General features: G+C 74.3%; 22 protein-coding genes and 4 pseudogenes. 9 read left to right on the top strand and 17 right to left on the bottom strand.

Annotated elements, in window-relative coordinates; all coding sequences use genetic code 11:
• Positions 1-623 (bottom strand): annotated as a pseudogene (locus JNW87_RS16130) (FAD-dependent oxidoreductase); the annotation flags it as partial.
• A 160-nt stretch (positions 624-783) separates the two neighbouring features.
• Here JNW87_RS16130 and JNW87_RS16125 point away from each other — a divergent pair.
• Complete coding sequence (locus tag JNW87_RS16125; RefSeq protein ID WP_109800069.1) at positions 784-2,877, top strand: S9 family peptidase; 2,094 nt, start codon at positions 784-786, stop codon at positions 2,875-2,877.
• A gap of 37 nt (positions 2,878-2,914) precedes the next feature.
• Here the strand turns inward: JNW87_RS16125 and JNW87_RS16120 are convergent, their stop codons facing one another.
• A complete protein-coding gene (locus tag JNW87_RS16120) occupies positions 2,915-3,856 on the bottom strand; it encodes a threonine/serine dehydratase (RefSeq protein WP_238453950.1) in 942 nt (313 codons plus the stop codon).
• A gap of 182 nt (positions 3,857-4,038) precedes the next feature.
• Between JNW87_RS16120 and JNW87_RS16115 the strand changes: the two genes are divergently transcribed.
• Entirely contained in the window at positions 4,039-4,215 is a 177-nt protein-coding gene (locus JNW87_RS16115) for a hypothetical protein (protein WP_161557874.1), read from the top strand.
• A gap of 43 nt (positions 4,216-4,258) precedes the next feature.
• Here JNW87_RS16115 and JNW87_RS16110 read toward each other — a convergent pair whose 3' ends face one another.
• The 7 genes from JNW87_RS16110 to JNW87_RS16080 form a co-directional block, all read right to left on the bottom strand.
• A complete protein-coding gene (locus JNW87_RS16110) occupies positions 4,259-6,379 on the bottom strand; it encodes a bifunctional polysaccharide deacetylase/glycosyltransferase family 2 protein (RefSeq protein WP_109802745.1) in 2,121 nt (706 codons plus the stop codon).
• 2 nt (positions 6,380-6,381) lie between these two features.
• Complete coding sequence (locus tag JNW87_RS16105) at positions 6,382-6,798, bottom strand: hypothetical protein (RefSeq protein ID WP_109802744.1); 417 nt, start codon at positions 6,796-6,798, stop codon at positions 6,382-6,384.
• A gap of 119 nt (positions 6,799-6,917) precedes the next feature.
• On the bottom strand, positions 6,918-7,436 hold the full coding sequence (locus JNW87_RS16100) for an FtsX-like permease family protein (RefSeq protein ID WP_238453949.1): 519 nt from the start codon (positions 7,434-7,436) through the stop codon (positions 6,918-6,920).
• Entirely contained in the window at positions 7,367-8,431 is a 1,065-nt protein-coding gene (locus tag JNW87_RS16095; protein WP_238453948.1) for an FtsX-like permease family protein, read from the bottom strand. The genes JNW87_RS16100 and JNW87_RS16095 overlap by 70 nt, the downstream gene beginning before the upstream one ends.
• Positions 8,428-9,129, bottom strand: a complete 702-nt coding sequence (locus JNW87_RS16090; protein WP_109802742.1) for an ABC transporter ATP-binding protein — start codon at positions 9,127-9,129, stop codon at positions 8,428-8,430. Before JNW87_RS16090 ends, JNW87_RS16095 begins: the two co-directional genes overlap by 4 nt.
• Positions 9,126-9,662, bottom strand: a complete 537-nt coding sequence (locus tag JNW87_RS16085) for a PadR family transcriptional regulator (RefSeq protein WP_109802741.1) — start codon at positions 9,660-9,662, stop codon at positions 9,126-9,128. Before JNW87_RS16085 ends, JNW87_RS16090 begins: the two co-directional genes overlap by 4 nt.
• Positions 9,663-9,829: 167 nt before the next feature.
• Positions 9,830-10,396, bottom strand: a complete 567-nt coding sequence (locus JNW87_RS16080; RefSeq protein ID WP_109802740.1) for a TIGR03086 family metal-binding protein — start codon at positions 10,394-10,396, stop codon at positions 9,830-9,832.
• A gap of 31 nt (positions 10,397-10,427) precedes the next feature.
• Between JNW87_RS16080 and JNW87_RS16075 the strand changes: the two genes are divergently transcribed.
• Positions 10,428-11,225, top strand: a complete 798-nt coding sequence (locus JNW87_RS16075) for a helix-turn-helix domain-containing protein (protein ID WP_109802739.1) — start codon at positions 10,428-10,430, stop codon at positions 11,223-11,225.
• A gap of 24 nt (positions 11,226-11,249) precedes the next feature.
• On the opposite strand, the pseudogene JNW87_RS16070 reads toward JNW87_RS16075, so the two are convergent.
• The 6 genes and pseudogenes from JNW87_RS16070 to JNW87_RS16045 form a co-directional block, all read right to left on the bottom strand.
• A pseudogene (locus tag JNW87_RS16070) lies at positions 11,250-12,787 on the bottom strand (SpoIIE family protein phosphatase).
• Positions 12,788-12,789: 2 nt separating this feature from the next.
• Positions 12,790-14,152 (bottom strand): annotated as a pseudogene (locus JNW87_RS16065) (sensor histidine kinase).
• A complete protein-coding gene (locus JNW87_RS16060) occupies positions 14,149-15,162 on the bottom strand; it encodes a SpoIIE family protein phosphatase (protein WP_238453952.1) in 1,014 nt (337 codons plus the stop codon). Before JNW87_RS16060 ends, JNW87_RS16065 begins: the two are co-directional and overlap by 4 nt.
• Positions 15,159-15,578 carry an ATP-binding protein gene (locus JNW87_RS16055; RefSeq protein WP_109802737.1) on the bottom strand — a complete coding sequence of 140 codons (420 nt, stop codon included), beginning with the start codon at positions 15,576-15,578 and terminating at the stop codon, positions 15,159-15,161. The genes JNW87_RS16060 and JNW87_RS16055 overlap by 4 nt, the downstream gene beginning before the upstream one ends.
• Complete coding sequence (locus JNW87_RS16050) at positions 15,575-15,985, bottom strand: STAS domain-containing protein (RefSeq protein ID WP_109802736.1); 411 nt, start codon at positions 15,983-15,985, stop codon at positions 15,575-15,577. Before JNW87_RS16050 ends, JNW87_RS16055 begins: the two co-directional genes overlap by 4 nt.
• Positions 15,985-16,844: pseudogene (locus JNW87_RS16045) on the bottom strand (STAS domain-containing protein). Before JNW87_RS16045 ends, JNW87_RS16050 begins: the two are co-directional and overlap by 1 nt.
• 161 nt (positions 16,845-17,005) lie before the next feature.
• Between JNW87_RS16045 and JNW87_RS16040 the strand changes: the two are divergent.
• Positions 17,006-17,362, top strand: coding sequence for an STAS domain-containing protein (locus JNW87_RS16040; RefSeq protein WP_088976933.1), 357 nt, complete (start codon positions 17,006-17,008; stop codon positions 17,360-17,362).
• 10 nt (positions 17,363-17,372) lie between these two features.
• On the opposite strand, the gene JNW87_RS16035 is transcribed toward JNW87_RS16040, so the two are convergent.
• Positions 17,373-18,683 carry an MFS transporter gene (locus JNW87_RS16035; RefSeq protein WP_109802734.1) on the bottom strand — a complete coding sequence of 437 codons (1,311 nt, stop codon included), beginning with the start codon at positions 18,681-18,683 and terminating at the stop codon, positions 17,373-17,375.
• A 49-nt stretch (positions 18,684-18,732) separates the two neighbouring features.
• Here JNW87_RS16035 and JNW87_RS16030 point away from each other — a divergent pair, with 49 nt between their 5' ends.
• From JNW87_RS16030 to JNW87_RS16010, 5 genes are all read left to right on the top strand, one after another.
• Positions 18,733-19,416 carry a FadR/GntR family transcriptional regulator gene (locus tag JNW87_RS16030; protein WP_109802733.1) on the top strand — a complete coding sequence of 228 codons (684 nt, stop codon included), beginning with the start codon at positions 18,733-18,735 and terminating at the stop codon, positions 19,414-19,416.
• A 39-nt stretch (positions 19,417-19,455) separates the two neighbouring features.
• The gene (mscL, locus tag JNW87_RS16025; RefSeq protein ID WP_109802750.1) at positions 19,456-19,917 is read left to right on the top strand and encodes a large conductance mechanosensitive channel protein MscL; all 462 of its coding nucleotides are present in this window, start codon (positions 19,456-19,458) and stop codon (positions 19,915-19,917) included.
• A 79-nt stretch (positions 19,918-19,996) separates the two neighbouring features.
• Positions 19,997-20,245 carry a hypothetical protein gene (locus JNW87_RS16020; protein ID WP_109802732.1) on the top strand — a complete coding sequence of 83 codons (249 nt, stop codon included), beginning with the start codon at positions 19,997-19,999 and terminating at the stop codon, positions 20,243-20,245.
• A gap of 29 nt (positions 20,246-20,274) precedes the next feature.
• Entirely contained in the window at positions 20,275-20,649 is a 375-nt protein-coding gene (locus JNW87_RS16015; protein ID WP_109802731.1) for a hypothetical protein, read from the top strand.
• Between the two features lie 81 nt (positions 20,650-20,730).
• Positions 20,731-21,006, top strand: a complete 276-nt coding sequence (locus JNW87_RS16010) for a hypothetical protein (RefSeq protein WP_109802730.1) — start codon at positions 20,731-20,733, stop codon at positions 21,004-21,006.
• A 65-nt stretch (positions 21,007-21,071) separates the two neighbouring features.
• Here the strand turns inward: JNW87_RS16010 and JNW87_RS16005 are convergent.
• The coding region (locus JNW87_RS16005) for a benzoate/H(+) symporter BenE family transporter (RefSeq protein ID WP_238453947.1) at positions 21,072-22,091 on the bottom strand (1,020 nt) is incomplete at its 5' end.

Below are 22,091 nucleotides of genomic sequence, written 5' to 3'. Positions count from 1 at the left end.
GCCGCGCCGCCGCCCGCCGGTTCGCCGCCCGCTGGTTCGCCGCCCGCCGGCCCGGCCTGGCCGAGCCGCGCGGTGCCGGCCGCACCCAGGCTGACCAGCTCGCCCTCGGCGTCCAGGTAGCGGACCCCGACCAGTTGGGCGCACGGACTGCCGTGCCGGTGCCGCAGCGGGCCGGCCTCGTCGGCCGCGAGCACCCCGCCGAGGGTCGCCCCGGGAGAGGGCACGTCGATCGGCAGCCGCTGGCCGGTGCGGTCAGGGTCGCCTGGACCGCCCGGAGCGGGGTGCCGGCGCCGATCTCGGCGACCGGTGAGCCCTGCGGCTCGTGCCAGATCCCGGCGAGCCGGCCGGTGTCGAGCATGATGTCGACCTGGGCCGGAGCGGCACCCCAGTCGATCTTGGTGCCGCGCGCGCGGCACGACGGTGAGCTGGTGCGCGCGGCCAGCCGGCAGCACCTCGGCGGCGGCGTGCGGACCGCCCGGCACCGCCACCCAGCGCGCCGTCCGGCCGGCCACCTCGTCGGCGGGGCCGGCGAAGCGGGCGAACGGCGGGCCGCAGATCTCCGCCAGTCGCCGGGTGATCTCCAGGGCTCCGGGCCGGTTCGTGGAACTCGCTGCAGCCGCCATGCCGGTCATCGTACATGTGTTCGAAAGACGTGGTGGCGGGGTTGCCGGATCCCGTGCCGCGCGTACCCCACGACGGCGCGCCGGGGGCCGGTAACGTGACGCCGTGACCATCGAGACCCCCGACAACTCCAGCTCGGCGCGTCTGTCGCCGCGCCGCGACCTGGAGCCGTCGCCCGTACCCGTCGCCAAGCGCGTCCCGACCGAGCGCACCCACCACGGCGACACCGTCGTCGACGAGTACGCCTGGCTCGCCGCCAAGGACGACCCGGAGACGATCGCCCACCTGACCGCGGAGAACGCGTACACGGCGGCGCGCACCGCGCACCTCGAGGCGCTGCGCGCGCAGCTGTTCGAGGAGACCCGCCGGCGCACCCAGGAGACCGACCTGTCGGTGCCGACCCGCAAGGACGGGTACTGGTACTACACCCGCACCGTCGAGGGTCAGCAGTACGGCGTGCACTGCCGCCGGGCCGTCCGCGACGGCGAGACCGCGCCCCCGATCAGCGCCGACGGCGCCCCGCTGGACGGCGAGGAGGTGCTGCTCGACGGCAACCTGCTCGCCGAGGGGCACGACTTCTTCTCGCTCGGCGCGTTCGACGTCAGCCCGGACGGCCGCTGGTTGGCGTACTCGACGGACTTCGCCGGCGACGAGCGGTTCACCCTGCGGATCAAGGACCTCTCCACCGGCGAGGTGCTGGCCGACGAGGTGCCGGACACCTTCTACGGCACCGCCTGGTCCACCGACGCCTCCACCCTCTTCTACGTCACGGTGGACGAGGCGTGGCGGCCGAACCGGGTCTGGCGGCACACCGTCGGCACGGCGTCCGGCGAGGACGTGGTGGTCCACCAGGAGGACGACGAGCGGTTCTGGGTGGGCGTCGAGCTGACCCGCTCCGAGCGGTTCGTGGTCATCGACATCCACAGCAAGATCACCAGCGAGGTACGGGTGATCCCGGCGGCCAACCCCACCGGCGAGCCGGCGATCATCGCGCCCCGCCGGCAGGGCGTCGAGTACGCCGTGGAGCACCACGGGCACCGGTTCCTGATCCTGCACAACGACGGCGCGGAGGACTTCGCGCTGGCGTACACCTCGGCGGACGCGCCCGGCGACTGGACGCCGCTGATCGAGCACTCCCCCGGCACCCGGCTGGAGTCGGTCGACGCGTTCGAGAACCACCTGGTCGTCTCGCTGCGCACCAACGGCCTGACCGGGCTGCGGGTGCTGCCGGTGGGCGGCGGCGACCCGTACGACATCGACTTCCCCGAGCCGATCTACAGCGTCGGGCTGGACGCCAACCCGGAGTACCGCACCAATGAGGTGCGGCTGCGCTACACCTCGCTGGTCACCCCCGACTCGGTCTACGACTACGACCTGGTCACCCGGCAGATGGTGCTGCGCAAGCAGAAGCCGGTGCGGCCCGGGCCGGACGGCCGGCCGTACGACCCGGCCGACTACGAGCAGCACCGGGACTGGGCGCTCGCCGACGACGGCACCCGGGTGCCGATCTCGCTGATCTGCCGCAAGGGCACCCCGCGCGACGGCTCCGCCCCCGCCGTCATCTACGGCTACGGGTCGTACGAGGCGAGCATGGACCCGTGGTTCTCCATCGCCCGGCTCTCCCTGCTCGACCGGGGCGTGATCTTCGCGGTGGCGCACATCCGCGGCGGCGGCGAGCTGGGCCGGCGCTGGTACGACCAGGGCAAGCTGCTGGCCAAGAAGAACACCTTCACCGACTTCGTGGCCTGCGCCCGGCACCTGGCCAAGGCCGGCTGGACGGCCGCCGACCGCCTCGTGGCCCGGGGCGCCTCGGCCGGCGGCCTGCTGATGGGCGCGGTGGCCAACCTGGCCCCGGACGCGTTCACCGGCATCGTCGCGCAGGTGCCCTTCGTGGACGCGCTCACCTCGATCCTCGACCCGTCACTGCCGCTGACCGTCACCGAGTGGGAGGAGTGGGGCAACCCGCTCGACGACCCCGAGGTGTACGCGTACATGAAGTCGTACACCCCGTACGAGAACGTGGCCCCGGTCGACTATCCGGCCATCCTCGCGGTGACCAGCCTGAACGACACCCGGGTGCTCTACCACGAGCCGGCCAAGTGGATCGCCCGGCTGCGCGCGGTCGCGCCGCAGGGCGACTACCTGCTCAAGACCGAGATGGGCGCCGGCCACGGCGGACCCAGCGGCCGGTACGACGCCTGGCGTGAGGAGGCGTTCATCAACGCCTGGATCCTGGACCGCCTCCGCCGCGCCTGACCACCGACGGAGGGGCCCGGGTCGCCGGCCCCTCCGGTCAGGCCAGCACCGACGCGAGCCGCGCCGGGTCGACGTTGCCGCCCGTCACCACGGCGACGGTACGCCCGGCGGGCAGTTCGTCGCGGTGCGACAACCGAGCCGCCAGGGCCACCGCGCCGCTCGGCTCGGCCACCAGGCGCGCGTCCCGCACCAGCCGACCGGTGGCGGCGAGGATCTCCTCCTCGGTCACCGTGACGATGCCGTCGAGGCGGTCCCGCAGGTGGGCGAGGGTCAGCGCGGACAGGTGCGTACGCAGCCCGTCGGCGCTGGTCCGGTAGGTCCGCTCGACATCCCAGACCACCACCTCGCCGGCGGCGAGCGACTCCTTGGCGTCGGCGGCGAGCAGCGGCTCCACGCCGATCACCAGGGCCGACGGGCGGAGCGCCGGCACCGCCGTGGCCACTCCCGAGGCGAGCCCGCCGCCGCCCACCGGCACCAGCACCACGTCCACGTCGGGCAGGTCCGCGACGATCTCCAGGCCGATGGTGCCCTGCCCGGCGATGACCCGCCGGTCGTCGAAGGGCGGCACCAGCGCGGCGCCGGTGTCGGCCGCGATCCGTTCCGCCTCGGCGAGCCGGCGGGCCGGCGGGACCAGGCGCACCTCCGCGCCGAGCGCCCGGATCCGGTCCACCTTGACCGGCGGCGCTCCCGCCGGGACGACCACCGTGCAGGGGACGCCCGCGGCCCGCGCCGCGTAGGCGAGCGCCTGGCCGTGGTTGCCGGACGAGTGGGTCACCACGCCCCGGGCCCGGGTCGCCGGGTCTAGCCGGGCCACCGCGTGGGTCGCCCCGCGCAGCTTGAACGAGCCCACCGGTTGCAGGCTCTCCGGCTTGAGCCACAGCTCACCGTCCCACGGGGCCGGCAGCAGCGGCGTACGCACCACCGTCCCGGCGATGTCGTCGGCGGCGGCCCGAACGTCGTCGATCGAGATCAGCTCCATCGCCCCATCCTGCCCGACCGCCCACCGCCGCCCGCCCCGCCGTTCCCCGGCCGGCGCCCCGCTTCCGGGCGGACGGCCGTCACTCGCCCTGCAAGACCGGGACGGCGGGTCCACTCCGGCCGCGCCGGGCACCGCCATCCGTGCCGGAATCCGGGCCGGCGACGCGCGCATAGACTGCCGCGGTGAGCGACGACGAGGAGGCACCCCGGGCGGACGTGCCGGCCGGAACGGGCGCGGCCCGGCGCGGGACGGCCTGGATGATCCTCGGCGTGGTCGCCGCCGCCCTGCTGATCTGCTGCTGCTCCGCCGCCATCGGCGTGGCGGTCTCCTGGTCCGCCGGCCTCTTCGACGCCCGCTGACCGCACCCGACCGGCACGGATCGAGAGCACAGCCGGGGCGGCGTCAGCGGGGAGCCGGTCCCGCGCCGACCAGCGCGGCCGCCTCGCCCGTCCGCACCATCCGCTGCCAGCGCAGCCGGTTGCCGATCACCGCGGTGACCACCGACTGCACCACCACCAGGTACATCACCTGCCGGTAAACGAGCTGCTGGAACGGCAGCGTCCACAGTGGGCCGAACCGCTCCCGGTCCAGGCGCAACGCGTACGCGGCGGTGAAGCCCTGCAGCAGGAGCAGCCCCGCCCAGGCCAGGACCAGCGCCGACCAGGGCAGGAAGAGCAGCCCGTAGAGGGCGAAGACGTCGACCGCCGGGGCCGCCAGCGGCAGCAGGATCTGGAAGACGGTGAGGTACGGCAGGCCCCGCCGCCCCAGTTTGCCGCCGGCGCCCGGCTCGCGCAGCGCGTGCCGGTGCTTCCACATCGCCTGCATCGTCCCGTAACACCAGCGGTAGCGCTGCCGCCAGAGCTGGCGCAGCGACGAGGGCGCCTCGGTCCAGGCGATCGCGCCCTCCTCGTACACCACCCGCCAGCCGGCCCGGAGCACCCGCATCGTCAGGTCGGTGTCCTCGGCGAGGGTGTCGGCGGGGACACCGCCCACGGCCAGCAGCACCTCCCGGCGGAACGCGCCGATCGCGCCCGGGATGGTCGGCATGCACTCCAGCACGTCGTACATCCGGCGGTCGAGGTTGAAGCCGATCACGTACTCCAGGTGCTGCCAGCGGCCGAGCAGCCGACGCCGGTTGGCCACCTTGGTGTTGCCGGAGATCGCGCCGACCGTGGAGTCGGCGAAGCCCTGCACCAGGCGGTGCACGGTGTCCGGCTGGAACACCGTGTCCCCGTCGACCAGCACCAGCAGGTCCGCCCGGGCGGCCCGGATGCCGGTGTTCAGCGCCGCCGGCTTGCCGGCGTTGGCCTGCCGGATCACCCGCACCCCGCGCAGCCGCAGCCGCTCGACGATCTCCGCGGTGCCGTCGCTGGAGCCGTCGTCCACCACGATCACCTCCAGCGCCGGGTACGCGCTGGCGACCAGCGACCGCACGGTGGCGGCGATGTTCGCCGCCTCGTTGTACGCCGGCACGATGACCGAGACCGGGGCGTTCACCTCGGGCCGGCGGTACCGCGGCCGGCGGACCCGGCGGACGTGCAGCTGGGCGCAGACCACCTGCACCGCCAGCCGGGCGACGCCGAGCAGCAGCGCGACGCCGAGCAGCAGGTTCATGGCCGCGGCCAGCCAGCCGGAACCGGTCTGCGCCCAGCGCAGCGCGGTGCCGCTGAGCCGGGCGCCCGCGCCGGCCGGCACCATCGAGTCCGGCGCGCCGATCCCCGCCGAGACGGTGGTGAACCGGTAGCCCTCGCGGGTCAGCTGGGGCAGCAGCTGGTCGAGGGCGGCCACGGTCTGGCTGCGGTCGCCGCCGCCGTCGTGCATCAGGACCACCGCCCCCGCCCCGTCCTGCGGACCGGCGGCCCGGACGATGGCGGGTACGCCGGGTCGCTGCCAGTCCTTGGTGTCCCGGTCGGTGAGCACGCCAACGTGGCCGCTGCCTGCGGCGTCCCGCAGCGCCTGGTACTGCGGCCCGGTGAGCGAGGTGGTGACCGACGAGAACGGCAGCCGGAGCAGGGTCACCTCGCGGCCGGTGGCCCCGGCGACGGCGCTGCGGGTCCAGGCCAGTTCGAACCCGGCCCGCCAGCGCGGCACCGCGGTCAGGTCGGCGTGGGTGAAGGTGTGCGAGCCGATCTCGTGGCCCTCGGCGAGGATCCGCCGGACCAGCTCCGGGTGCTCGTCGACCCGCGCGCCGACCACGAAGAACGTGGCGTGCGCGTGGTGCCGGCGCAACACGTCAAGCACCTGCGGGGTCCAGCGCGGGTCCGGCCCGTCGTCGAAGGTCAGGGCGATCGTCCGCGCCGGCATCCGCCGGGTGACCGGCGTCGGCCCGTCCAGCCGCAGCACCGGCCCGCCGGCGGCCGCCTGGCGGAGGGCGGGCGAGGCGGGCGCGTCCGACGGGCCGGACCCACCGCCGACGTTGGTGACCAGCCCGTTGAAGCTCAGCGCCGCGAGCAGGACGAACAGACCGAGCAGGAGCAGCAGCCAGTGCGCCCGAGGGTCGGGCCGGGCCACGTGTCTCGCCATCGTCATGGCTTGCGCGGGGTGCGGCTGGGCTTGGCGGTGCGCCGCTCGGCGCCCTGGCCCGGCGGGCTGCTCATGGACGCCCGGGGCGCCGGGGCGGTGGCCCGGGCGCCGGCGGAGGTCGGCGAGGGTGCCGGAGCGGGCACGGAGGTGCTGGTCACCGGCACCGGGCGCGGGCTGGGGCTGCTCGGCTGGCGTACCTCGCCGGGGGCGTCCACCCCGGCCTCGACGGGGGGCCGCTGCCTGGTCTCCGACCAGCCGGGCAGCGGGACGGAGGAGTCGAAGAAGAGGCCGGCGAGGATCAGCCCGAGGCTGGTCAGCAGGCCGAGGCCCATCGCCGCGCCGGCGATGACGGTGAGCCGGCGACGTCGTCCGGTCCGGTCGACGAAGACCGGTGGCGCCCCGCCGGGCTGGTTCTGCATGCTGGTGATCTCCCGATGTTCCGCGTTCCGCCGGCCGGTCCGGCCCCGGCCCCGGCCCGGAGGGACCCACCGGCGGGTCCTCCGCAGGCAACAGCGTGACCGGCGGCGGCGGCGTCACATCAGGTCGTCCGCAACTCCTCCACCGCGGTGCTGGAGCGCAGGAAGAGCAGGCCGACCCCCACGGTCACCAGCACCGCGCCGAGGGCGCCGGCGCCGAGCCAGGCCAGCCGGTCCCACGGTACGTCCGGCGGCACGGTCACCCGGGAAACCCACTCCGTGCGGACGTACTGGGCGCGGGTGACCTCGCCGGCGCAGAGCTTCTCCCCGGCGTCGCAGATCTCCTGCGAGTAGCCACCGCCGGTCGGCGCCGGGAACGCGCCCCGGACGAGCAGGAGACCGACGGTGAGCGCGACGGCGATCGCGGGTGCCGCCGGCGCCAGGGACTGCCAGAGGATGGACCGGCCGATGACCCCCCGGGGCACCCCGGTCGCCACCAGCGCCGCATACGCCTGCCGCCGGGCGACGATCCCCTCCACCAGCGCGACCAGCAGGCCGCCCGCCGCGATCGTCATGGCGACCGCGACCGCCAGGTCGACCAGGTCCATCGCGCCCAGGTAGAAGTCGTCGGGTGCGGCCATCCCGTTGCCGGTCCGCCGCCCCAGTTCGATCGTGGCCAGGAAGTCGGCACGGATCCCGGCGGCTCCGGCCCCGAAGATGAGCGCGGCGAGGAGCGCGGCGAAAGTCCGGCTGCCGCCCACGGATCGGCTGTCAACCGGCAGGCGGCCAGCAGCGCGGCCGGCCCCCGGGCGTACCGGTGCAGCAGACGGCCGGTGCGGTGGGAGATCCAACCGGTCCCGGTGACCACCCCGATCATGGCGATCAGGCCCCCACCGACCAGCAGCGTCGGCAGCAGCCAGAGCGGTGGCTCGCTGTGCCGACGCTCGTACCAGAGCCCGGCCGGCCGGAAGGCGGCGAAGGCGGCCAGCCCGAGCAGGATCAGCAGGCCCGGCCAGGGCCAGGGCGGCCTGGTCCGGGCCTTCCGGGCCACGCCGAACGGGGTGGTCGTCACCCGACGCAGCAGCAGGGCGGTGGCCAGCGTGGCGAGCGCCGGCAACCCGAGCACCACCGCCACGATGCCAGCCGTCGGCGGGTACACGTCGGTGGGGAGCGGAAGCCGGCCTTGGGCGTCCGGCCGGTGCATCAGCTGGTGACCGGCCAGGTAGATCAGCAGCCCGGTCGACGCGCCGAGCAGGGCGGCCAGGCCGGTCTCCGCCGCGGCGACCCGGGTGACCTCGCCGGGGGTGGCTCCGGCCAGCCGGAGCGCGGCCAGTCGACGGTCCCGGGCGGGAGCGCCGAGCCGGGCGCACTGCCCGGCGAGGCCCAGCACCGGGAGCATGAGCAGCAGCAGGGCGAACGCGGTCCCGCCGCGCAACCCCGGCTCTCGCAGCAGCCCGTTGGTGTACTGGTCGGAGAGTGCGTCGGACCCCCCGGATGGTGTCGGGATGGCCAGCACGGTCAGCGCGGCCAGGCCGGCGAGGACGGCGAGCGTGGCGCTCAGCGCGGTCAGCACTACCCGGGCGGTGTCGGTGCGGGTGCCGGCCAGGGCGAGGCGGACCAGGGTGGCCGGCCTCACCGGTGGCCGCCCGCGAGCGGCGTGTCCAGCCCCAGCCCGGTGTGGTCGACCAGGCCGTCCCGGAGCATCACCTCCCGGTCGGCGTACGCGGCGATCCGTGGCTCGTGGGTGACCAGCACGACGGTGGTGCGCTGCTCGCGGGCGAGCCGGACCAGTTGGGTGAGCACCTGCTCGCCGGCGAGGGTGTCCAGCGCGCCGGTCGGCTCGTCCGCGAACAGCACCCGGGGCTCGGTGATCAGCGCCCGGGCGGTGGCACAGCGCTGTTGCTGACCGCCGGACATCTCGCCGGGCCGGACGTCGGCGACCTCGGCCACTCCCAGCCGGTCCAGCCAGGTCAGCGCCGCCGTCCGCGCCTCTCGCCGCCCCGTGCCGGCGAGAAGCAGCGGAAGGGCGACGTTCTCCGCCGCGGTCAGCTCGGCGACGAGCTGGCCGAACTGGAAGAGCACCCCGAACTCGGTGCGGCGCAGCCGGGACCGGGCCGCTTCGGACCAGGTGTCGATCCGCGCGCCGCGCCAGGTGACCTCGCCCGCGTCGGGGCGGAGGATGCCGGCGAGGCAGTGCAGCAGGGTGGACTTGCCGCACCCGCTCGGGCCGGTCACCGCCACGATCTCCCCCTCGGCCACGTCGAGGGTCACCCCGCCGAGCGCGGGTGTCCTGCCGTACGCCTTGACCACGCCGCGAGCTTCCAGGTGTGTCACGAGTGCACCTCCCGGTGCCAGTCGGCGACCCGGTCCAGGGTGGTGTGCAGCCACCGCAGGTCGGCGTCGAGGTGGGCGATGGCGAAGTCGGCCGCGACGACGTCGTCCAGGGTGGCCGAGGGGGCGGTCTTGACGGCGGTCAGCTCGCGCAGGCGCGCGGTGTGCGCCCGGCGCTGGGCGGTCAGGTACGCCCGGGCCCGGTCGACGTCGGCGGCCAGCAGCGCGACGACCACCTTGGCGAAGAGCGTGCTGGCCACGTACGGCACGGGCGGCTCAACCGTGCTGAGCCAGTGCTCCAGCGCGGCCCGTCCCTCGTCGGTGAGCGCGTATGCCGTGCGGTCCGGACCGCCGTCGCGCTCCTGCCCGGCGGGCACCACCAGCCCGTCGCGTTGGAGGCGGGCGAGGGTGGCGTAGACCTGGCCGAAGGCGAGCGGCCGGGCCCGGGGCAGCCGCGCGTCGTGGGCCCGCTTCAGCTCGTACCCGTGCCGCGCCCCACCCGCCAGCAACCCGAGCAGAACATGCTGAGTGGACACCGCACCACTATTCACTCAGCGAATAGCCCCGTCAACCCCTCCCCCTCCCTCCCGCGCGATCTTGCAGTTGGTGCCCCCGCAATACCGGGCAAGTGCCGCGAAAAGCGGGCCCCAACTGCAAGATCGCGTGAAGCGGGAGCGGCTGGCGGGGAGGGAGGGTGAAAGGGTCAGGGGTGCCAGATGGGGTTGCGGCCGGTGCGGGACAGGAGGCGGTCCAGGTCGGTGGCGTCGGGGGTGGTCGGGTGGGGTGCGGCGAAGGCACCCATCTGCTGGCCGGTGTCGCCCATCCGGTCCATGAACCCGTGCAGCTCGGCGAGGACCTCCGGCTCGACGTCCAGGCGCTGGCCGGTGGCCCGGGCCAGGTCCCAGGCGTGCACCGTCAGGTCGGTCAGGGCCATCGCACCGACCGTCTCCTGCGGCAGGCCCATGCCGGGCGAGACGCCCTCCAGGCTGGCCGGGTCGGCCCAGGCCTCGACCAGGCGGGCGGTCTCCGCCGCGAACCGGTCCCGCCAGCCCTCGGTCAGGTGGTCGGTCTTCGCCGACCAGTCGACCTCCCGTCTCCGGGCGAGCGCCTGGAAGTTGACCACCACGTCGTACAGGTGGTTGAGCAGGTCGCGCACCAGGTAGTCCGGGCACGGGGTGGGCCGGGAGAGCTGGTCGTCGGAGATGCCGCGGACCACCGCCACCGTCCGAGGTGCGGCGGTGGCCAGCAGCTCACTAGTCTTCGTGGTCATAGGGCCAGCGTATGAAGGTGGTCTTGAAGAAATGCGACAGCGACCGCGGCGGGACAGCAGGGGCATCCTCGACCCCGGCCGGCTGCTGCGGCAGGTCCGCTTCCGCCGCCGGTTGCCCACCCCGGCGCTGCAGGCATACGTCGAGCACTACTGGCTCATCGACTGGGAGCTGACCGAGCCCTTCGAGCAGCGGGTGGTGCCGCACCCGGCGGTCAACGTGGTGTTCCACGGCCCGGCAGGCGGCCCGGAGACCGCCGAGGTGGCCGGCCCCGCGGGCGAACTCTTCGCCATCACCCTGCACGGCGCCGGCCGGACCAGCGGCGTCCAGTTCCGGCCGGGCGGCTTCCGGCCCTTCTGGCGACGGCCGGTCGCCGAGTTGACCGGCCGACGCCGGCCGCTCGAAGCCGTCGGCCTCCCCGCCGCCGGCCCGGTCTGCCTCGGCACCGACGACGACCGCTGCCGCCGGCTGGACGCCCTGCTCACCGGCTGGGCGCCCCGGCCCGACCCGCTGGCCGCCGAAGCGACCGCGCTGGTCGAGGAGATCCGCGCCGACCGGGGCATCCGGCGGGTGGACGACTTCGCGCGCCGGCACGGCGTGTCCACCCGACGGCTCCAGCGGCTCTTCCTCGACCACGTCGGCGTCGGTCCGAAGTGGGTGATCCGGCGGTACCGGCTCCAGGAGGCGATCGAGCAGGCCGCCGCCGGCGGGCCGCTCGACTGGGCGACGCTCGCCACCGACCTCGGCTACAGCGACCAGGCCCACCTCGTCCGCGAGTTCACCGCCGTCACCGGGGTCTCCCCGGCGGCGTACGCCCGCTCGCTGAGCTGACCGGGTCCGCGACCGACGGGCCGGTCAGCGACGGCGGAGGGCGACCACGGCGATGTCGTCGTGGATCTCCGGCGGGGCCAGCTCGACCAGCAACCGCTGGCAGAACTGGTCCAGGTCGTCGTCCACCCGGGTGCGACCGCGCCCAGCGCGGCCATCCCCTCGTCGATGGTGGCGTCCCGCCGCTCGATCAGGCCGTCGGTGTAGAGGACCAGCGTCGCGCCGGCCGGCAGCACGAACTCCAGGTCCGGCGGGCGGGGCGCGCGGACCCCGAGCAGCGGAGCGGCCTGCTCGACGAACTCCACCCGGCCGTCCAGGCTGACCAGCGCCGGCAGGTGCCCCGCGCTGGCCAGCCGGATCAGGCCGCTGCCAGGGTGCAGCAGCAGTACGCAGATGGTGGCCAGCTCGTTCGGCAGCAGGGTACACATCAGCTCGTTGACCCGGTCCAGGATCACCCCCGGCTGGTGCCCCTCGACCGCGTACGCCCGGACCGCGTGCCGCAGCTCGGCCATCACCGTCGCGGCGTGCAGCGAGTGCCCGGCCACGTCGCCGATCGCCATCAGCAGGTGCCCGTCGAGCATCACCAACTCGTAGAAGTCGCCGCCCACCTCGGTCTGGGCGCTGGCCGGCTCGTACCGGACCGCCAGGTCCAGGCCGGCGATCTCGGGCAGCCGGCGGGGCAGCAGGCTGCGCTGGAGGGTGACCGCGATCCGGTGCTCCTCGTCGAAGGAGCGCTGTGCCTCGGCCGCCGAGGCGATCGCCTGGGCGAGTTGCACCAGCACCGGCGTCCGCACCGTCTGGGTCGCGGTCGGCACCACCACGTAGAGCGGGGCCCGGTCCTCGCGCAGCTTGGCGGCGGCCACGGTCACCGTGTCACCGGTCGGCCAGTCGACCAGATCCCACGCGGCGGGCTCGTCGACCCGGACGGTGGTGCCGATCGGCACCCCGGTGTCGTCGACCACCCACGGGACGACGTGCGGGGCGGCGTCCGGGCCGGCCGCCACGCCGGCCAGGCAGTCCCCGTCGAAGGTCTCCGCGATCACCGCCGCCGGGCTCTTGAAGATATGCGCCGCGCCGGCGGCCGCTGCCTCCAGCAACCGGACGAAGTTCGAAGCGGCGTGCATCTGCACGGTGGCGTCGGCGAGCGCGGCCAGTCGCTCGGCGAGCAGCTCGGCCCGCTGCCGCGCCTGGTAGTAGCGGAGCACCGCGTGCGCGGTGGCGACCAGTTCCTCCGGCTCGATCGGCTCGGCCAGGTAGGCGTCGGCGCCCCGGGTCAGCCCCTGCGCCCGGTCCACCACGTCGACCGCGTGCGCGGAGACGTGGATGACCGGCATCGCCGGGTTGCGCTCCTTGATCCGTTCGCAGACCTCGAAGCCGCTGAGGTCCGGCAGCCGGACGTCGAGCACCACCAGGTCCACCCGGTCGGTCTCCAGCCGGGTCAGCGCCTCGGCGCCGTTCTCCGCCTCGATCGTCTCGAACCCGGCCCGGGTCAGCCAGCTGACCAGCAGATAGCGCTTGGCACGACTGTCGTCGACCACGAGCACGGTCGTCGCGCCGCCCCCCACCGTCACGCTCCGCCCGTGGGCAGGGTGACGGTGAAAGTGCTGCCGCGGCCCGGCGCGCTGGACAGCTCCAGCGTCCCGCCGAGCAGCATCACCAGCCGGCGCGCGTACGGCAGCCCGAGGCCCGTGCCACCGACCCGGGTCGCCCCGGGCACCTGGTAGAACTCCTCGAAGACCCGCTCGTGCAGCTCCGGCGGGATGCCGACGCCGGTGTCCGAGACCGACAGCGACCAGCGGTCGTCATGCCGCTCCGCGCGCAGCCGCACCTCGCCCCGCTCGGTGAACTTCAACCCGTTGTGCAGCAGGTTGCGCAGCACCTGGGCGAGCAGCACCTCGTCGGAGCGGACGGTGGCCGGGTGCGGCGGCTCCTCCACCACCAGCTCGACCTCCGGCCGGGTGGCCAACGCCCGCAGCGTGCCCCGGAGCTGCCCGTAGAGCGCCCGCAGGTCCACGTCGGCCCAGTTCGGCTCGATCCGGCCGGACTCGGCCTTGGCCAGGTCGAGCAGCTCGTTGACCAGGCCGAGCAGGTCGTCCGCCGACGACCGGATCAGTCCCACCTGGCGGGCCTGCTCGGTGGTGAGCGGGTCGGAGGCGGAGTCACCGAGCAGCCGGGACAGCCCGATGATCGCGGTGACCGGGGCGCGCAGCTCGTGGCTGACGTTGGCCAGGAACCGGCTCTTCGACTCGCTGGCCGCACGCAGCTGGGCGGACTTCTCGTCCAGCTCGGCGTAGAGGGCGACCACCCCGCGGTTGGTCTCCTCCAACTCCTCGGTGAGCTGGTTGTAGAGCGCCATCACACCCCGGTTGGTCTCCTGGAGCTCGGAGTTGAGCACCTCCAGCTCGTCGCGCTGGCTGCGTACCTCGTCCAGCGCGGCGATCAGCTGCTGGTTCTGCGTGGCCAACTCGTCCAGGGCGGTGCCCGGAGCGGTGTCGGCCAGCTCCGCACGGAGTTCGGCCAGCCGTTCCAGGGTCAGCGCCGGCGAGTTGGCGGGGACACGTCGGGACATCCTCACGACCGTATCCCCCTCGTCCGCCACGACGCCCAGCATGTCCACCAGCCGCGCCACCGCGCCGGACTGCGGCTGGTAGCTGCCGTCCGGGAGCGGGCGCACCGGCGCGAGGTCCGCGTACAGCACGTACCGCCCGGCGGCGACGTCGAAACACCGAGAAGGTGACGTCCGCCCCGCCGGCGGTCCGCAGCAGGTCCCGGGCGACCTCGCTGAGCGCCGTGGCGATCCAGACCTGGTCCTGGTGTTCCAGCCCGACCGCCGCGGCGACCTCCCGACCACGCTGCCGGACGACGAAGATGTCCTGTTCGACCCGGAGCGCCATCTGGAGCAGCGGGGGTGTGCCGGCCGGCCCGGTCATGACCAGCCCTGGGCGACCAGGACGGAGGCGTCGTCGCGGCGGGTACCGGCGTCCCGGAGCAGGGTGGCGGCCGTCACCAGGGGCGACCGCCCGAGCAGGCCGGGGTAGTCGGCGAGGTCCCAGCGGTCGACCACGCCGTCGCTGTGCATGACCAGCCTCGCGCCGGCGGCGAACGGGTACTCGTACTCCCGCACGGCGGGGCGCTGGTGGCCGGCGATGCCGGGCAGCGAGACCAGCCCGCGACGCCGCTCGCCCTCCACCACGATCATGGCTGCGATGTTGCCGAGGCCGGCGTACCGGAGCAAGCCCATGGCCGGATCCAGCTCGGCCACGGCCAGCGCGGCCCCCCGGGTGTGCGCGATGGCCCGGTGCAGATGCTGCACCACCGTGGCCGGCGAAGTGGCCGGTGCGTCCCGGAACGCGGCGAGCGCCGCCTCCGTGGCGGCCGCCGCCAGCGGCCCGTGCCCGAGGCCGTCGCAGACCAGCACCTGGTGGCGTCCCTCGGCGACCCGGACGCCGTACCCGTCGCCGCTGACCTGTTCACCGGTGATCGGCCGGACCAGCCCGCCCGCCCAGGACGGCTCGGGGGCCGGCCCGGACCAGACCTGCACGGCCAGGACCGTGCCCCGGTCCGGTTGCGAGTAGCCGTCGTACCAGGTCGCCTGCCGGGCGATCGCGCCCAGGCCGATGCCCAGCGTGCCGGTGGTGGAGTGCCCGTCCCACGACGAGACGGTCAGGTCGGCCATGCCCGGCCCGGAGTCGATGGCCACCAGCTCCACCCCGGCCCGCCCGGCCCGGCGCGCCGGGCGGAGCAGCAGCACCCCCTCCTGGGCGTGCTTCACCAGGTTGCTGGTCAGCTCGGCGGCGACGATGGCCAGGTCGGCGACGCGGCGCTCGCCCAACCCCAACTGGACGCCGAGGCGCTCGGCCGCCCGGCGTGCGCCGCTGCCCGCGCCACTGCCCTCCACCCGGAACCAGAGACCGTGGTCGGCGACCACGTCGCCGATCATCGGGACCACTTGGTGACGGTGATCCGGGTGCCCTCGTCGACGGCGGTGACGATGTCGAAGTCGTCCACCAGGCGGCGGGCTCCGCTCAGCCCGAGGCCGAGGCCGCCGCCGGTGGTGTACCCGTCGGTCAGGGCCAGGTCGAGGTCCGGGATCCCCGGCCCGGAGTCGGTGAAGACGATCCGCACCCCGCGGCGGCGGCCGTCGTCGACGCCCGCCACGTCGGCGGTGCCGCCCCCGCCGTGGATCAGCGTGTTGCGGGCCAGCTCGCTGGCGGCGGTGACCAGCTTGGTCTGGTCGACCAGCGAGAGCTTCGTGGCCACCGCGACCGTACGCACCAGCTGCCGTACCCGCACGACGTCGTCGTCGCTGCGGATCGCCTGGGTCTGCGGCGCGCCCAGGTCGACACCGGCGGTCATGTCGTGGCCGTCGTCTCGGCGTCCTCGTCGCCGTCGACCATGACCCACTCGTCGGTGCGGGCCGCCGCGATCAGCTCCATGCCGCGCTCGACGTTCAGCGCGGTCCGGATGCTGTTGAGCGACAGACCCAGCTCGACCAGCGTGATGGCCACGGCGGGACGCATCCCGACCACGACCGTCTCGGCGTCCAGCACCTTGGAGATGGACGCGATGGTGGAGAGCATCCGGCCGACGAACGAGTCGACGATGTCCAGCGCCGTGATGTCGATGATCACGCCGTGGCAGCCGGTGGCGACGATCCGCTCGGCCAGATCCTCCTGGAGCATCACCGCCGTCTGGTCGGACATGTCGACCTGGATGGAGACCAGCAGGATGTCGCCGATCTTGAGGACCGGCACCCGCTCCATCAGGACTCCCGGCGCTGGTGGCGGCGGGCGTTGTCCACGCCGGTCAGCCGCAGCACGTGCCGCAGGGCGTCGGCGAGGCTCGCCTTGGTGGCGATGTCGCCGAACTCGATGCCGAGGGCGACGATCGTCTGGGCGATCTGCGGCCGGATGCCGGAGATGATGCAGTCGGCGCCCATCAGCCGGGCGGCCACCACGGTCTTGAGGATGTGCTGGGCGACCTGGGTGTCAACGGCCGGGACACCCGTGATGTCGATGATCGCGTACGGCGAACCGGTGTCGACCAGGGTCTGGAGCAGCCGCTCCATCACCACCTGGGCGCGGGCCGAGTCGAGCGTGCCCACCAGCGGGACCGCGACCACGCCCTCCCAGATCTTGACCACCGGGGTGGAGAGTTCGAGCAGCTGCTCGGCCTGGTCGGCGATCAGGCTCTCCCGGGTGCGGACGAAGCTCTCGAAGGTGAAGAGCCCCATCTGGTCATCAGGGCGGAGAACGTCACGAAGTCGCGGAGGTTACCCGCGTTCTGGTCCTCCTCCATCAGCTCGAGCAGGACGTCCTTCAACGCGAAGACACTGATCGCGGTCTCGCTGGCGGAGAAGCCCTGCCGGGCCCGACCGCGGGACAGCTCGGCGAGCACGGCGCGCAGCTCGCCGCCCTGCTCGGAGTCGAGGTCGGTGAGGCCGTTCTCGACGGCGCCGATCATGCTACGGTGCAGCTCCTGCACCTGGCGGGCGAGTTCGGCGTGACTGAGCCGCCCCCGCAGCGACGAGGCGACGAGCTCCGTCCAGCGTCGGATCAGCTGCTCGGCGTTCTTGGTCAGCAGACGGGCGAGCCAGCCACTTTCTTCGGCGCTCAACGCCATTCTGACTTCCCAGGACTGGCGAACCGGCCGGACTCTACCACCGGAGCTATTCCGACTACTTGCCACATGGCAAGGAATGATCGTCGGCACCCGTACGGCTCCCGTTCTGCGTGTTCCCCGCTTCGTGGGATACCGTTCCACCGAACACAGGAGGTCGACGAATGTCCCTGACGGTGCACACGGAACAGCGCGGCGACGTGGTCGTCGTGTCGGTCGCGGGCGAGCTGGACATGGCGACGGCACCGCAACTGCAGGACCAGATCACCGATCTGCTGGACAAGGGACGCAGCCGCCTTGTCTTCGACCTGGCGAACGTGTCGTTCTGCGACTCCACCGGACTGTCGGTGTTCGTCCGCGCCAAGAACAGCTGCGACGAGGCCGGCGGCGTGGTCCGGCTGGCCGCCCCGCAGCGCGGGGTGCTGCGCATCCTCGAGGTCAGCGGGCTGGTCGAGGTGCTGCACACGTACCCGACGGTCGAGCAGGCCGTCGCGGGCGACCCCACGCCGGCCTCCTCCTGAGCCACCTTCCTCAGCGCTCGTCCTCGATGTAGCGGGGACGAGCGATCACCATGCCCGCGCCGGTCTGCACGGCCAGGGCCGCGAGGAGGAAGCCGAGCGGCGCGGTCCAGCCCCCGGTCGCCTCGTAGAGGATGCCGACCAGCAGCGGGCCGAGCGCGGCAATCACATATCCGGTGCTCTGCGCGAAGGCGGACAGTGCCACCGTGCCCTCGGCGGTGCGGGCGCGCAGCCCGATGGTCGTGAGGATCATCGGGAAGGCGCCCTGACCGAGGGCGAGCAGCAGCACCCAGAGCGGGGCCAGGCCGCGCGGTGCGAGCGCCAGGCCCAGGTAGGCCGCGGTGGAGAAGGCGGTCAGCGCGAGCACCAACGGACGCAGCGTGCGCAGCCGGCCGGCCAGGGTCGGCATCCCCAGCGCGACCGGCACGCCGAGCGCGGTCACCCCGGCCAGCAGCAGCCCGGCGGCCTCGGGCGCGTAGCCGGAGTCCCGGAAGAGCTGCGCCAGCCAGCCCATGATCGCGTACCCGCTGAGCGACTGCGCGCCGAAGTAGACCGCCATCGCCCAGCCCAGCCGGGTCCGCTCGGGCCGGATCCGGGCCGGGGTGGCCACGGCCGCAGTCGGGGTCGCCGCCCGCCGGGCGGCGCGGGCCCGCAGCGCCAGCGGCACCCACGGGAGTACGGCCACCGCGGCCAGCCCAGCCCAGACGCCCAGCCCGGCCCGCCAGGAGCCGAAGGCGTGCGCGACCGGCACGGCGGACGCAGCGGCGACCGTCGTGCCGATGGTCAACGCCATCGTGTACGCCCCGGTGACCAGCCCGGTGCGGTGCGCGAAGTGCTGCTTGACCAGCATCGGCAGCAGGATGTTCGCCACCGCGATGCCGGCCAGCGCCAGCGCGCTGGTGAGCACGAAGACTGCCGCGGAGTCGGTCGCCACCCGGAGCACCTGGCCGACCGTGAGCGCGAGCATCGCCACGACCAGGACCCGGGCCGGCGCGTACCGGCGGACCAGCCACGGGGTGAGCGCGCCGAGGCCGGCGAAGGCGATGGTGGGCAGGGTGGTGACGAAGCCGGCCATTGTGCCGGAGAGACCCAGACCGCCGCGCACCTCGTCCAGCAGGGCGCCAAGGCTGGTCACGGCGGCCCGCAGGTTGAGCGCGACCAGCAGCATGCCGACCAGCACCAGCGCGCCGCCGGTGGCCGAGGACGGGGTGCCGACCCGCGTGGCGGCCGGCGCCGGGCCGGGCACGTCGGTGGTGGGTGTGCCCTCGGCGGTCGGGGTCCGGTCCCGGATCGGGGCCTCGGTGCTGGCGGGTGGCGGGGTCATGACCTCGAACCTACAATCATGGGATGAATTTCGGCAGCAGGTGTAACCGGTGACACCGCCCGTCGATTCCGTCGCCGTGCCGCCGCGCGGCCAGCGGGTACGGGACACGATCGCCCAGCTCCGGGCCCGGATCCTCGGCGGCGAGTGGCCGGTGGGCGGCCGGATCCCAACCGAGCCGCAGCTGGTCGCCGCGCTCGGGGTGGGGCGGAACACCGTCCGGGAGGCCGTCCGCGCCCTGGTCCACGCCGGCGTGCTGGAGTGCCGTCAGGGCTCCGGGACGTACGTGGTGTCCACCGACGAGCTGGCCCCGGTGGTGGCCCGCCGGCTCACCGACGACCGGATGGCCGAGGTGGTCGAGGTGCGCCGCGCCTTCGAGGTGGAGGCGGCCCGGCTCGCCGCGCTGCGGCGCACCCCCGATGACCTGGCGGCGCTCGACGCCGCGCTCGACGCGCGGGAGGCCGCCTGGCGCTCCGGCCGGGTGGACGACTTCGTCGAGGCCGACGCCGCGCTGCACACCGCGGTGGTCGCCGCCGCGCACAACGGCATGCTCGCCGAGCTGTACGCCTCGGTCGGCGCCGCGCTGCGCAGCACCGTCGCCCAGGCCATGGGCGACGCGCTGTCGCCCGAGCGGTACGTCGACCACGGTCGACTCGTGGCCGCCATCTCCGACGGCGATCCCGCACGCGCGGCGATCGAGGCCGGCGCATTTCTGGAGCCGCCCTCCAGGGCTTAGGTTGTCCCGGACGCAGAATCGGACAGCACGGGAGTGTGGATGCTCAAGGGCTTCAAAGACTTCATCATGCGCGGCAACGTCGTCGACCTGGCGGTCGGTGTCGTCATCGGCGCCGCCTTCACCGGCGTGGTCACGGCCTTCACGAACTCGTTCCTGAAGCCGATCATCAAGCTGGTCGGCGGCGGCGAAGACCAGGTCGCTGGCGCCTGGGAGATCAGCAAGGGCAATCTCATGGACTGGGCGGGGTTCATCAACGCGCTCATCACGTTCCTGCTGACGGCCGCGGTGCTCTACTTCCTGGTCGTATTCCCGATGAACAAGCTGGCCGAGCGGCGCAAGCGGGGCGAGGAGCCACCGCCGAAGGCGCCGAGCGAGGAGGTGCGGCTGCTCACCGAGATCCGGGACGCGCTTGTCTCCGCCGGTCACACCACCCCCGGACAGCAGCGGGGGGCGCTGGACGACGTGCTGGGGCGCCGGAACGAGCCGCCGGTCGGGCGCTGACGTAGCACATGCACAACGGCCCCCGCGGGAATCCCGCGGGGGCGTCCCATGTCGTACAGGTGTTCGATAGAGTCCCGCCATGGAACAGCGCAGGCACTGGTGGAACGGGAAGTGGGGGCGGCTGGCCCGGCGGGACGTCTTCCTCCGGGCGGACGGGGACCGCTGGCACGTCGAGCAGCGGGCCGGCGGCGCCGAGGGGGTCTCCCGGTTCTACGAGTACGCCAGCGCGGAGGAGGCCGAGGAGACGGTCCGGGCCCTGCTGGAGGGGCTGGACGGCTGGCGTGAGCTCTCCCCCCGCCCGCCGAGCGGCTGGGCCCCGTCCGTTTAGCGCGGGCGCGGCCCGGGAACCGCGCCTGCATGAACCAGCAGGGTACGCAGCAGCAGGCCACCATCTCCCGGGTCACCACCGGCATGCGGGTGGTCGACTCGACCGGCGCCGAGATCGGCACGGTGGATCTCGTCCAACGCGGCGACCCGACCGCGGTGACGGTGCAGGCGCCCACCGCCGACCCGGGCAGCAGCCTGGACGAGCTGATCGAGGCGACCGCGGTCGAGGAGCCGGACGTGCCGGCCGACCTGGCCGCCCGGCTGCTGCACAGCGGCTACCTGAAGGTCTCCACCGAGCTGGCCCGCACCGGGGCGGTCTACGTGCTCGCCGACCGGATCGCCACCGTCTCCGACGGCCAGGTACGCCTCGACGTCCCCGCCGCGGAGCTGCCCCCCGAGGAGTGAGGCGGGCGGGCGCACCTCCCGGACACGCTACGAAGCTGATGTCGTCGATGAATCATCGCTGAATCCCCTACCGTGGGCGGGATGTGGATGGTGATCGGAGAGCAGCGCGGCACGCCGGCGGATCCGGACCAGCGGTCGGCCCAGTTCACGCACATGGCCGAGGTGACCCGGCAGAGTCCCGGGTTCGTCCGGGGCTGGTGGGGCGCGGACGACGACGACCCGGAGCTGAGCCACGCCCTGGTCGTCCTCGACACCCTCGACAACGCCCGGGCGCTGAAGCGGATGGTCGAGGCGAACGTCACCGGGGTGCGCCTGCGCCTCATGGAGATCGGCGTCGCGGTCGACGGAGCGTCCTGACCGCACGAGCGGGGTGATGACGCAAACGATTCAACTGCAAAGGACGCCGTGCCCGGTCCCGGCCCTCAGCGGACCGGCGGCCCCGACAACGCCGCCCGTCCCCCGCCTCCGGCCTGCGGCACGTCATCGCCCCGCGGCACGACCTCGGCCGGCGCGACGGCGCCCTCGGCCGGCTCCGTGGTCGCCGCCCGGTCGTCGCCGCCCGGTCGCCGGCGGCGGAACAGCAGCAGCATGAGCCAGCCGGCGACCAGCCCCCAGAACGCGCCGCCCACCCCCAGCAGGCTGACCCCGGAGGCGGTCACCACGAAGGTGACCACGGCAGCCTCCCGGGCCTCCGGTTCGGCGACGGCCGCGGAGACCGCGCCGGCCAGCGCGCCGAGCAGCGCCAGGCCGGCCACCGCCTCGACCAGGATCGGCGGGGAGAGCAGCACCAGCGCGGTGGCCACGCCCGCGCCGAGGCCGAGCAGCGCCAGGCCGATCCCGGCGGTGACCGAGGCGATCCAGCGGCGGTCCGGATCCGGGTGGGCATCCGGTCCGGCGGCCAGCGCGGCGGTGATCGCGGCGAGGTTCACCGCGTGCCCGCCGGCCGGCGCGCCGAGCGCGCTGGCCAGCCCGGTCACCCGGAGGGCGGAGCCGAGCGGCGCCCGGTAGCCGTAGCCGGCGAGGACGGCCATCCCGGGGACGTTCTGCGCGGCCATGGTGACCAGGAAGAGCGGCAGCGCGAGGCCGACCACCGCCGGCAGGGTCCAGGCCGGCGTGGTCACCTCGACGGTGGGGGCCAGGTGCAGCCGGCCGGGCCCGGCGGCGGGGGCGGTGAGCGCGATGGCCACCGCCGCCACCGCCAGCGCGGCCGGCACCGCCCAGCGGCGGGCGAACCGGTGCAGGACGAGCCAGGTGAGCACCACCGGGGCGGCCAGCCGGGGCACCTCCACCAGCGCCCGGACCGGGGCGGTGCAGAGCGGTAGGAGCACCCCGGCGAGCATCGCGCTGGCGATCGGGCCCGGGATCGCCGCGACCGCGCGGCCGAGCGCGGGGATCAGCCCGGCCGCCGCGATCAGCAGGCCGGTGGCCAGGAACGCGCCGAC

The organism is Micromonospora sp. ATA51 (genome assembly GCF_016802855.1).
Classification (GTDB): domain Bacteria; phylum Actinomycetota; class Actinomycetes; order Mycobacteriales; family Micromonosporaceae; genus Micromonospora; species Micromonospora sicca.
This window is presented reverse-complemented; position numbering and strand designations above follow the sequence as displayed.